Below are 11,751 nucleotides of genomic sequence, written 5' to 3' on the forward strand. Positions count from 1 at the left end.
TTTTGACAGCCGAGTTAGATATTAAGCAAGCTAAGATTCATGGCGTTCTATCTTTAGATGAGCTCGTTAATGATTTTTCAATAGCGCTAAAGAATAGAAACTATCCTCAGGCACCTGTAGGTGTCTTAGCTGATAATTCATCTGATTGGATTGCATTAGATCTAGCAACGCAGCTTCTTGGTATTACTTTAATCCCTATCCCACATTTCTTTTCTCACGAGCAAAAAAAACATTTAATTAATACCTCTCATATTTTTACCTTATTTTGCGACCAAGAAAATATATTTGAGTTATACGGTTTTGATAAAAATAGTGGGCAATGTCATAGTTTATTTCTAAGTCACCTAGAAAATTATGCATTACAAGATATCAATAAAGATATTCAAAAGATTACATTTACTTCAGGGACAACATCTAAGCCCAAAGGCGTTTGCTTATCGAGTGAACAGCAATGGTCCGTTGCCAAAAGTTTAGAACATGCATTAGCAAATCTAAAAATCAAAAAACATCTCTGTTTGCTCCCCTTATCTGTTTTATTAGAAAATGTTGCCGGAGTCTATACATCTTTCTTAAGTCATACTGAAGTTTTTGTATTTTCACTTAAAGAAATAGGATTTAAAGATCCATTCAATTTTGATGCTGTTCAATGCTTATCTAAAATTAATGAATATAAGATTGAAAGTGTCATCTTATTACCTCAAATGCTACATAGCATTTTGAATGCCATTCAACCGAATGACCCTCGCATTCAATCATTAAAGTTTGTGGCTCTCGGTGGTGCTAAAACCCCTCGATTGCTAATTCAAAAAGCTAAAAATCTTGGCCTACCTATATATGAAGGCTACGGATTATCTGAATGTAGTTCTGTGGTATCTCTTAATTTACCCCACGCTTATAAAGATGGTTCCGTAGGTAAGCCACTCAGCAATAGAAAAATAAGAACTGCAGAGGATCATGAAATTGAAATATGTATGACAAATAAGGTGAATTACCTAGGTGAAGCATCAGATTCTGATCTATGGTTTAAGACAGGTGATATTGGCCATATTGATGAAGAAGGATTTTTATTTATTGATGGGAGAAAGAAAAATCTCATTATTACAAGCTATGGAAGAAATATTTCACCTGAATGGCCAGAAAGCCTATTAATGGAACAAGGCCTTTATAAACAAGTGATGGTAGTAGGAGATGCTCAGCCTTATTTATCAGCTTTAATTCTTCCTTTAACTGATATAAGTCATGAATCTATTGAGTCATCCATCCGAAGTGTCAATAAAGAATTGCCAAATTATGCATCAATACTTAATTACATTGTTCTAGATCAGCCTTTTAGTTTTGCCAATCGACAACTCACAGAAAATGGAAGATTAAAACGTGACGTGATTGAAAGCTACTACCAAAAAGAAATTAATACTTTATATGAATCATCTAAGGATTTAACTTTACTATGAGTTTTTTTAATCAATTAGAAGCAGAAACCAAACAAGATCGAGAAGCGCTTTTTTCTATTCCCATTATTCAAGATGCACTAAGAGGGGAGATTAAGCTTAACCAATACTTGGCATTTTTAAAAGAAGCTTATCATCACGTCAAATATACAGTTCCTTTATTAACGGCTTGTAAAAACGAAATTTCATGTGACTATCCATGGCTTAAAGAAGCAATGTCCCACTATATAGAAGATGAAATGGGACACGAGGAATGGATTTTAAATGATATTAAGGCAGCAGGTGGAAAGCATGAAGAAATTCGTCATAGTGAACCTAGTATATTTACTGAATTGATGGTGGCTGACGCTTATTATCAAATTTATCAAAAGAATCCTATAGGATTTTTAGGTATGGTGTTTGTGCTCGAAGGAACTAGCATTGCTATCGCAACAAACGCAGCTACTGCCATGCAAAAATCACTTCAATTACCCAATGAAGCATTCACTTATATGACTTCTCACGGCAGCCTCGATTTAACTCACGTTGAATTCTTTAAGTCACTCGTCAATCAATTTACGAAAGAAGAGGATCAGAAAATAGTGATTGATTGCGCAAAGAAATTTTATTTCCTTTATGGAAATATATTTAAACATTTACCAGCTTAACTAGGAGCCTCTTTAAAAATGAGTCAACAATATAAAGTAGTCATTACAGGCGCATCAGGCGGTATCGGAAGAGAGATTGTCAAGCGCTTAGATAAAAAAGCAGAACTGATTATTCTTGTGGGATTAATAAAAGACCCTTTAGAAAACGTAAAAAAAGAATTACAAACAAAACGCATATTTATTGTAGAAGGTGATATCAATAAGTCACATGTTCGAGAGCAAATTAAAATGCTTGCTCAACGTGAGGGTGGTATTAATTTACTCATTAATAATGCAGGGATAGGCGATTACTTTATGTTTGAAGAGCAAGATCCTAATCTTGTGAATGATATTCTTGATGTAAATTTAAAAGCCCCCATGCTTCTTACGCAATCACTTTTACCTTTACTTAAAAATGAACCAAAAGCTGAAATCATTAATACAGGATCAATCTTTGGATATATAGGCTACCCGGCCTTTACCGCTTATTGTGCAAGTAAATTTGGTTTAAGGGGGTTTACTCAAGCCCTGAGACGTGAGTTAAGTGATACAACCGTTAATGTAAGATATTTTGCACCAAGAGCGACTAAAACAACTTTCAATTCAAACAATATTTCAGAGATGAATTTGAAGTTAGGAAATACCATGGATTCGCCAGAAAAAGTTGCAGATAAATTTATGATTTTTCTAACCCATAATAATTATCAAAAGAAAATTGGTTTAAAAGAATCATTCTTTATATTTATCAATAAAATTTTTCCGAAGCTTACAGATATTGCGATTGGTAAGCAATTGCCAATAATTAAAAAATACCTCACTAAATAAGGAGTTTCTCATGAATATAGTTAAAAAAATTGTTACCTCATTATTTGTATCTAGCATGTTTATGCAGGTCGCCATCGCTGGCGTCGATGAAGATGTTTTTCAATTGAAAAAGACATGGGAACAATTAAAATATAAAACACCACTGAACGAACAAGAAAAAGGCTTTGAATTACTTCTTGCCCAATCTGAAAAAGTTTTAGCAAAATATCCAGGTAAAGCTGAGCCACTTGTATGGCAAGGTATCATTGAAGGCACATTTGCAGGTGTCCGAAACGGAATAAGAGGTCAATTGGCAGCCTTATCATTAGTTAAAGACGCAAAACAACATTTTGAACAGGCCATCCAAATAGATTCTCATGGTTCTAATGGAGCTGCCTATACAAGTTTGGGATCGCTTTATTATCAAGTGCCACCCTGGCCTATCGCATATGGTGATAACGACAAAGCTAAAGATATGTTAGTTAAAGGCCTAGAAATTAACCCCGATGGTATAGATGCCAATTATTTTTATGGTGAATTCTTATTTAAAGCTGGAGAATTAAACAAAGCGACCGAATTTTTAAAGAAAGGCTTATTAGCAGATCCTCGTGAAGGAAGAGAAATTGCAGATGAAGGCCGAAAAAAAGAAATTAATGACTTATTGAAGAAAATTTCAGATAAGAAGTAGCGGCCACAAGAGAGTGATTATTTAGCCAATATTAAGTATCTCGAGGTATCGAGTTACACCTTAAACCTGCTATTTTTATTACTTAATTAATAAAAATAGTAATGATGAATATATTTCATTTTAGATATAAAAAAGATTTCATATAAAAAGATTTCAATTCTTAAACTTCAATTAAAAGAGAAAATATTTTGCCCTTAAGAAAACTTCCGTGGTCGAACAGTATTTTTTGGGTCATTATTTCAGCTTTTTTTATAACAATTTTTGCTAACTTCACGATGTTTGCAAAAGCTAATACCTGGTTGATTGGCTCGGGCTCGAACCAATTATTTATTGTGGTGTTAGCCTTATTTCAATTTCTTCTTTTATTGTTCTTTATGGCTTTACTAACAATGCACAAATGGCATCGTCATGTGTTAGCTATTTTTTATTTCGCAGCTGCTTTTTCTGCTTATTTTGCTGATAGTTATGGCGTGATTATAGATAAGGATATGTTAATAAATGCAGCGGAGACTAATCTTGCTGAGGCCTTAGGTTTAATATCCTGGCGCTTAATATTTTATTTTACTTTTTTATTTGCTCTTCCAGTTTTTGTTATCTATAAAGTAAAAATTATTTTACAGTCTGTGAGTAAGCGAATCTTTTATCACTCTGGAGTGGCTTTGCTAGCACTAGTTAGTTTTGCTTTTATACTTCTTGCTAGCAGTAATTTTTCGACTTCATTTTTTCGAGAACAAAAGCAAATACCGTTTTATTCGAATCCACTAAGCGCTCTTTATGCTACTTATGAAATTACTCACAAGACTTTTTTCAGTTCTCATAAATTATTCAAGCATATTGGAGATGATGCGCATATCTCAGGACTTCACACAGATCGTGAACTTATAATTTTAGTGATTGGTGAGACTGCCAGAGCTGATCGTTTTTCACTTAATGGCTACAAAAAAAATACAAATCCTATGCTAAGTAAGCAGAGTGTAGTAAGTTTTAACAATGTTTCTTCATGTGGAACTAGCACTCGTATTTCCGTGCCTTGTATATTTTCAATTGAAGGTAAGGATAAATTTGAACTATCAAAATTTAAAAATGAAGAAAATTTCCTAGATGTAGCCAAGAAATCTGGAGTGAATATTTTGTGGCGTGATAACAATTCGAGCTCTAAGGGTGTGGCTAATCGATTTACATATGAAGATTTCCTAAGCCCTAGAAATAATCCCACTTGTGATCCAGAGTGTCGCGATATTGGTATGCTCTCAGGTTTGGATGAATATATTAATAAGCAAAAAAAAGATGACATCATCATTGTTTTACATCAGATGGGAAGCCATGGTCCTGCTTACTATCAGAGAGTTCCTGAAAGCTATTTAAAATTCAAACCTTTTTGTAAAACTAATCAGTTAGATCAATGTACCGATGAAGAAATCAGCAACGCTTATGACAATACAATTTTATATACAGACTTTTTTTTAAGTGAGGTCATTGATTTTCTTAAAAAGTATGATGATCGATTTGAAACGGCAATGTTTTATGTAAGTGATCATGGCGAGTCTCTGGGAGAGCACAATATCTACCTTCATGGAATGCCCTATTTCATGGCGCCAAAAGGTGTTACAAATGTACCTTTAATTTTATGGTTTGGTAAAAACCTTATTCAGACTGAGAATTTAGATATGGATTTATTAAAGCTTAAAAGTAATAAACCTATATCTCATGACAATGTTTTTCACACACTGCTAGGAATTCTTGAAATTGAGACTGGTATTTATAAGAAGGAAAAAGACCTTAAGTCACTTGCAATTAAGAAATAACTAATAAATGTCATTTAAGAGGCCATTTGAGGCTGGGGTAGAAGTGTCATAATTCCTTGGTTATCATCGTTTATAATTTTGATATGAAATCCTACAATATTCTCTTTCTCTGCACGGGCAATTCTGCCCGTAGCATTTTGGCTGAAGCTTTAATAACTACTTTAAGTAGTGGTAAATTTATTGGTTATTCAGCAGGCTCTAATCCGGCAGGGCGAGTGAATCCTTTTGCTTTGGAGTTAGCTATAGAAATGGGCTATCCAAAAGAGAAGTTACGATCCAAGAATTGGGATGAATATAGTTTGCCCGACGCACCACAAATGGATTTTGTTATTACGGTATGTGATAACGCAGCTAATGAGGTGTGTCCTATTTGGTTAGGCCATCCATCCATAGCGCATTGGGGATTTCCTGATCCTGCGAGTGTTGAAGGAACAGATGTGATTAAACGAGAAGCATTTCAAAAAACATTGTTGGGATTAAAAAAGAATATTGAAGCACTGATTTATCTACCTATCGATCAACTAGATTTATTCTCTTTAAAGAAAGCTATTCAAGATATCCATGATAAATAAAAAATATTTAACAGAATTCCTTGGCACCGGAGCATTATTATCTGTGATTACAGGCTCAGGGCTTATGGGACAAGCGCTTTCATCTGGCAATGATGCTGTGACACTTCTTGGTAATAGTATTGCTACCGGGGCTGGCCTGTATGTATTGATTATGATTTTAGGTCCGATTTCAGGGGCGCACTTTAATCCACTTGTCAGTGTGATGGCATACACCCACAAACAATTAAGACGAAAAGATTTATTGCCTTATATTGCTTCGCAAATTACAGGGGCAATCGCAGGTGTTTGGATGACACATGTGATGTTTAACTTACCTATCATTCAAACATCAACAAAGATAAGATCTGGATTAGGTATTTGGATCAGTGAAGTGATCGCAACACTGATATTACTTACAGTGATTTATCTAGGATTGAAATATGCCAAGAAACATATAGCGATGATTGTAGCCTTGACAGTGACTGCAGGCTATTGGTTTACTTCATCTACCTTCTTTTGTAATCCTGCCGTGACATTTGCCCGAAGTTTAACAGACACATTTGTAGGTATTGCCCCAGAAAATATTTTAGGATTTGTCTTTCCGCAAATCATTGCGCTCATTCTCATACTTCAAATCATTAAAAAATAGTTTTACACACTACTTCCGCATGCAAAATAGATGCGAAGAGCAGTTAGGTGATGAATATTATTTTTTGAAAGAGCATTCTAATACACCTACTACCTCTTCCCCGAGATATACCATCATCGCCCCATTTGCTCTATTAAAAGTATAAGCATATTTATCATTCCAAAAGCGCATACTTTTCTCGTCAATAGATACTTTTGTTTGGGGGATTTTATTGACTAAAACAATTTGCTTCGCTTCATCAAATTGCACTGATAAAGCTCCCCCATCAATTGCATTACAAAAACTAGTCTGCATTTCAGCATATAGATTAGATGCAAAGAGAAGTGATAGAAGTAAAGTTAAAAATTTCATTTCTTATCTGTCATTGTCTAAAGAGCCCCATAACTAGTCAGTTGCCCTATAAAAAAAGCGGAGTCTTTAGAGGCTAATATATCTTTATGAGGATTTAAATTTTTTATAAAAACCTAAAAATTTATTTTTATTAACGAAGAGCGAGATTAACCAGAATATCCCTATATAAGCAAATGAGGATAAGAAATATTGAGGTAAGTATTCCCACCCATGTAATACGCTCTCAAAAAAAGATGGATTTCCAAATCTTCCAGAAAACATATAGTAAGTCTGAGTGGAAATTATAAAAGCTAATATTATTGCAATAGACACTATGGGTATAAAAATTGATAATTTTTGAATTGACTTTTTATGATGTAAAAAGTATCCACTTAGCCAAAGAACACCATACGCAGGAATAAGCCCCCAATAACCATTAGTTAAGCAAAAACCTAATTTTGGATCGAAGGCTGATGCACCAAAATCTATAACTAATCCAAGTAAAAAAAGCGCAAGAAAAAATCTAATATTTTTGAGATAAATTCCTCCAACCAGGAATAAGGCTAAGCTTGCATCAGGAAGACTATAGAAAGTTGTGATGTGGCTTCCTCGAGTTAATATCAAAACTAAAGATAGAATGATTAAGAAAAGCGTCTCATGTGTTTTTAATCTTAAATGTTGGAATGTCATAATTTTCCTTAAATTCAATAAATAAACTTTACTCTAAATTTACTGTGGCTCATATCGCAAGGAGATAAAAAAACTTTGGCTGGGCGTTTGGTAACGAAAACCATCCGTAGTTGGATTTCCTTCATAGGCATAAGTATAGTTTTTACCTAAAACATTATCTACCCTAGCATTCATTGCTAGATTTTTGGTAATTTGATAATCAGCAAATAAATTTGTTTTAATATAACCAGGTATATTGAAAAGATTTTCAGCATCATTATATCTGTTTCCTGACCCGGTAGCTTCAAAACCTAAATTCCAATTTTGAATGAAATAATTTAAACCCACTGTTCCGAAAAAATTACTTCTTCTTGGTAAGTATTTATCAGCACTTTCATTCATTGGAGATTGCACTGTGAAACTACTTTTGACCTGAAAATGATTGATAAAATGGCTACTTGATACTGTTGCACCATAGATTTCAGCGGTATTGATATTGTAAGGTCGATAACCAGTTGTGCCATTAGAAATTATAAAGTCTGTTATTTTATTTTTAAATGTCACAAAAGAAAAAAATTCTGCATCAGATTGGTATTTAAGTTGCGCTTCAATGTTTTTAGATTTTTCTGGTTGTAAATCTGGATTTGCATTACTACCAGCATAAAGATAATTAAATGTTGGTGATCTAAAGGCAGTGCCAAACGAAGAAGCGATGGACCAATTAGAGTCTATTGCATAAGAATATCCAATATTTCCGGTTGTAGCATCTCGGTAGACACTATTAAAGTCTTTTCTAACGTTAGCTTGAAAATTATGATTCGCTTGATTCAGATTATAACCAATCATATATGCATCATTTTGACGATCTTTTTTTGAGTAGCTTGTATCTGTCACATTAATTTTCTGATCAAGTTTATCGTACAACAAAACTAGCGATCCAAGAGGCAAAATCAAATCATTTTGCCAAGTGATTTGATTTTGAATCGTTTTATAAACGTTATCAACTTCTCTTGTAGCGCCAGAAATATATCTTTGTTTTTCGACATAATCATCTATCCCCAGTCCTACTCTTAAACTAGATTTCCAATAATTAGTGAGCTGGCTATTAACGGTACCACTCAAGCTTTCTTGGTCTTGAGTATTTTTCCAATCAATACTTGGATCCCAATTTGCATAACGATTATCGTATTTATTTTTACCTTGGCTTAAAAAGTATTGAAAGCTTATATCGAGCTTTTCATTAATTTTATGACTTAGAGAGGCAGAAACACTTTTATTTCTGTAGCCATCCTTATCTAAATTAAAGATATTCGCTGTTGCCGCCGGATTTGTATTTGGCTCGAAAGCAGAAAATCCTGTCGAGTTTTGACTTGATAAGTTAATAGCATAAGAGGTTGTGTCATCGCCTCCTCTTATCCCCCCTTGCGCAATTGAGGTATTGTATTTACCGTACCCGAAGGAAATATAGGGTTTAAAACCATTTAAACCTTTTTTTGTAAAGATTTGAATGACACCACCAATAGCATCTTGACCATATAGGCTCGAGGCTGGCCCTCTAACAATTTCAATTTTTTCAATTTGTGATAAGGGAATATTTTCTATAGCAGTCAGACCTGCTGTAGCAGAATCAATTCTAATGCCATCTAATAAAATTACTGAATGTGTTGAGCTAGCCCCTCTCAGAAAAAGTGTAGAAACTTTTCCTTGTCCTCCATTATTTGATATTTCTATTCCAGGCTGTCTTTGGAGAAGCTCAGGTAGGGAAGAGTATCCTGCGAGTTTGATTTCTTCCTCAGAAATTAAAGTTATATCAGCAATGACATTTTTTTTGGGGATACGAGTTCGAGTGGCTGTTACAAAGACATCAGAAGTTTTAAGTTCGTTATCTGCAAAAACATTTGTTGTAAAAAGTTGAGCCATTAATAGACTCGATAGAATAATTTTCTTCATAGCATTTCTAAATAATCATGCAACCCCGCATGAGATTAATGAATAGAAATACTTTAGGAGAAAAAAATGTGAAAAAGTACTCACAAATCAAATACCACTCCCCGTAGTATTTCTGTGTGAGTTACTAGGCCGGTCTCCGGACTCGTAAGATTTGATTCACGGCCTTCCCGAAATAAATTCAGTGGCATGTCTTATGAATCCACGCTTACTTACCGTTGCGGGGGCAGTATAGGAATTGTTGTTACACTCACCTATTTCCCAGTTTCAATGTTTTCCTAAATGAAGATAAACCTTAAGAAGACATCACCTAACAACTTGAAAACATCGTAGCACATCTTTGCTATACTCAAACTTAACGATTTATAAATTTATTTATTGCAATGCAAAGGATATTTAGTTATGGCAAGAACAGTTAAATGTGTGAAGTTAGGTAAAGAATTAGACGGTTTAGATTTTCCCCCTTACCCAGGGCCTTTAGGTAAACGTATTTTTGAGAGTGTATCTAAGGAAGCTTGGACTGGTTGGCTTAAGCACCAAACCATGTTAGTGAACGAGAACCGATTAAGTTTTGTGGATCCTGCGGCGCGTAAATATTTAACCGAACAAACGGAAGCTTATTTTTTTGGTGATGGCGCGGATAACGCATCGGGATATGTCCCACCTAAAAGCTAATTAAAAACGAAGACGTAAAAAAACACTTCCGAGGAAGTGTTTTTTATTGTGCAAATTGATTATTCAGCAATCGTCTTTTTAATTTCTTTGATTGTTGAGTGTCTAATGTCAGCACCCTTCACGGCATAAACGATATGTTCTGAAATATTTTTGCAATGATCACCAATGCGTTCGAGCGCTTTGACTACAACAAGTAACTCTAAAGACACTGAGATAGCTTTTGAATCTTCAAGCATATAGGTGAGAAGCTCTCTAATGGTTGCGCGATACTGATCGTCTACTGCTTCATCTTTCTTTGCGATCTCAATTGTTTTACTAATATCTAGTCGCGCGAATGAATCTAATACGGTTTTAAGCATCGAATGAACAGCTTCTACCATCAGTTTAATTTCACCGATTTTAATTTTTTTAATATTTGGATTTTCGTTAACACGAATAGCTGTACGTGCAATCTTTGTTGCCTCATCACCAATGCGCTCCAAGTCTGTGATGGCTTTAAGAATTGTGATGATCATACGAAGGTCGCCTGCTGCAGGCTGCCTTTTCGCAATAATACGAGATGCATCTTCGTCAATTTCCATTTCAAGGCCGTTGACTTTCTCGTCGATTTTAATCACTTTATTCGCTAGTTCGACATCGTCCTTTTTAAGAGACTCAATAGCAGAAAGAATATTCTCTTCGACTAAACCGCCCATTTTTAAGACCTTCGCTCTTACCGCTTCTAATTCTAGGTCGTACTCTTTATAACTATGTTCTGAAGCCATTTTTAGTAATCCTTTTAAACTCTTACAATTTCACACCTTATATAATATTACTTATATATGACATTTTTAAGACTTAATAAGCTTATTTTTTGATAGTTTTAACTCCGTCTTTTGTGGCCAATAATAATATATTGGCTGGACGAGCCGCAAATAAACCGTTAGTAACGACTCCTACCATTTGATTGATAGTCGCTTCCATTTCGACAGGGTCTTTAATGACAAGACCATGAACGTCCAAGATGACGTTCCCATTATCGGTTGTAAAATTTCGTAACTGAGGCTGTCCGCCTAATTTGGTAAGTTCTCGAGCCACATAGCTTTTAGCCATTGGGAGAACTTCGACAGGTAAAGGGAATTTGCCTAAGACAGGCACATATTTTGTTTCATCACAAATACAAATAAAGGTTTTAGCAACTGCCGCCACAATTTTTTCTCGAGTTAGAGCCCCACCACCACCTTTGAGCATATGCATATGCTCAGTGATTTCATCGGCACCATCGACATAAATATCCATACTATTGACACTATTTAAGTCAAAAACCTCTATGCCATGTTTACGTAAACGATCTGCTGATGCTTCACTACTAGCCACTGCGCCGTCAATTTTATGTTTTACTTTTGCCAACTCATCGATGAAGTAATTAGCAGTAGAGCCAGTACCTACACCAATAATGCCAGACTTCACATATTCGATCGCAGCTTTTGCAACCTGTTGTTTTAATTCGTCTTGCGTGAATGCCATTTTTACTTAAACCCTTATATTTTATTTATAATGATGCTTTAACATCTATCATA

General features: G+C 34.7%; 13 protein-coding genes and 1 riboswitch. Of the genes, 8 read left to right on the forward strand and 5 right to left on the reverse strand.

What is annotated here, in order from left to right; translation table 11 throughout:
* Nucleotides 1–2 precede the first annotated feature (2 nt).
* From FIT70_RS00450 to FIT70_RS00480, 7 genes are all read left to right on the forward strand, one after another.
* Nucleotides 3–1,451, forward strand: coding sequence for an AMP-binding protein (locus tag FIT70_RS00450; RefSeq protein ID WP_189340855.1), 1,449 nt, complete (start codon nucleotides 3–5; stop codon nucleotides 1,449–1,451).
* Nucleotides 1,448–2,095 (forward strand): iron-containing redox enzyme family protein, encoded by a 648-nt coding sequence (locus FIT70_RS00455; protein WP_139870930.1) that lies wholly within the window; start codon nucleotides 1,448–1,450, stop codon nucleotides 2,093–2,095. Before FIT70_RS00450 ends, FIT70_RS00455 begins: the two co-directional genes overlap by 4 nt.
* A gap of 18 nt (nucleotides 2,096–2,113) precedes the next feature.
* Nucleotides 2,114–2,899 carry an SDR family oxidoreductase gene (locus FIT70_RS00460; RefSeq protein ID WP_139930279.1) on the forward strand — a complete coding sequence of 262 codons (786 nt, stop codon included), beginning with the start codon at nucleotides 2,114–2,116 and terminating at the stop codon, nucleotides 2,897–2,899.
* Nucleotides 2,900–2,909: 10 nt separating this feature from the next.
* Nucleotides 2,910–3,566 (forward strand): tetratricopeptide repeat protein, encoded by a 657-nt coding sequence (locus FIT70_RS00465; protein WP_139930281.1) that lies wholly within the window; start codon nucleotides 2,910–2,912, stop codon nucleotides 3,564–3,566.
* 188 nt (nucleotides 3,567–3,754) lie between these two features.
* On the forward strand, nucleotides 3,755–5,371 hold the full coding sequence (locus FIT70_RS00470; RefSeq protein WP_189340856.1) for a phosphoethanolamine transferase: 1,617 nt from the start codon (nucleotides 3,755–3,757) through the stop codon (nucleotides 5,369–5,371).
* Nucleotides 5,372–5,454: 83 nt separating this feature from the next.
* The gene (locus FIT70_RS00475) at nucleotides 5,455–5,943 is read left to right on the forward strand and encodes an arsenate reductase ArsC (RefSeq protein ID WP_139930284.1); all 489 of its coding nucleotides are present in this window, start codon (nucleotides 5,455–5,457) and stop codon (nucleotides 5,941–5,943) included.
* A complete protein-coding gene (locus FIT70_RS00480) occupies nucleotides 5,933–6,571 on the forward strand; it encodes an aquaporin (RefSeq protein ID WP_139930286.1) in 639 nt (212 codons plus the stop codon). Before FIT70_RS00475 ends, FIT70_RS00480 begins: the two co-directional genes overlap by 11 nt.
* Nucleotides 6,572–6,628: 57 nt before the next feature.
* On the opposite strand, the gene FIT70_RS00485 is transcribed toward FIT70_RS00480, so the two are convergent.
* The 3 genes from FIT70_RS00485 to FIT70_RS00495 all read right to left on the reverse strand — a co-directional run bounded on the left by FIT70_RS00485 (nucleotide 6,629) and on the right by FIT70_RS00495 (nucleotide 9,520).
* The gene (locus FIT70_RS00485) at nucleotides 6,629–6,922 is read right to left on the reverse strand and encodes a hypothetical protein (RefSeq protein WP_139874135.1); all 294 of its coding nucleotides are present in this window, start codon (nucleotides 6,920–6,922) and stop codon (nucleotides 6,629–6,631) included.
* Nucleotides 6,923–7,006: 84 nt separating this feature from the next.
* On the reverse strand, nucleotides 7,007–7,591 hold the full coding sequence (locus FIT70_RS00490) for a hypothetical protein (protein WP_139874136.1): 585 nt from the start codon (nucleotides 7,589–7,591) through the stop codon (nucleotides 7,007–7,009).
* Between the two features lie 39 nt (nucleotides 7,592–7,630).
* A complete protein-coding gene (locus FIT70_RS00495) occupies nucleotides 7,631–9,520 on the reverse strand; it encodes a TonB-dependent receptor domain-containing protein (RefSeq protein ID WP_139930288.1) in 1,890 nt (629 codons plus the stop codon).
* Between the two features lie 110 nt (nucleotides 9,521–9,630).
* Nucleotides 9,631–9,841: riboswitch (cobalamin riboswitch) on the reverse strand.
* 78 nt (nucleotides 9,842–9,919) lie between these two features.
* On the opposite strand from FIT70_RS00495, the gene FIT70_RS00500 reads away from it, so the two are divergent.
* On the forward strand, nucleotides 9,920–10,192 hold the full coding sequence (locus FIT70_RS00500; protein ID WP_139930290.1) for an oxidative damage protection protein: 273 nt from the start codon (nucleotides 9,920–9,922) through the stop codon (nucleotides 10,190–10,192).
* 59 nt (nucleotides 10,193–10,251) lie between these two features.
* Here FIT70_RS00500 and phoU read toward each other — a convergent pair whose 3' ends face one another.
* Both phoU and rpiA read right to left on the reverse strand, forming a co-directional pair.
* Nucleotides 10,252–10,956, reverse strand: coding sequence for a phosphate signaling complex protein PhoU (phoU, locus tag FIT70_RS00505; RefSeq protein ID WP_139866673.1), 705 nt, complete (start codon nucleotides 10,954–10,956; stop codon nucleotides 10,252–10,254).
* A gap of 82 nt (nucleotides 10,957–11,038) precedes the next feature.
* Nucleotides 11,039–11,698, reverse strand: a complete 660-nt coding sequence (rpiA, locus tag FIT70_RS00510) for a ribose-5-phosphate isomerase RpiA (RefSeq protein ID WP_139866675.1) — start codon at nucleotides 11,696–11,698, stop codon at nucleotides 11,039–11,041.
* Nucleotides 11,699–11,751: the final 53 nt, after the last annotated feature.

Origin of the sequence: Candidatus Methylopumilus universalis (assembly GCF_006364435.1) — a bacterium.
Taxonomy (GTDB): Bacteria; Pseudomonadota; Gammaproteobacteria; order Burkholderiales; family Methylophilaceae; genus Methylopumilus; species Methylopumilus universalis.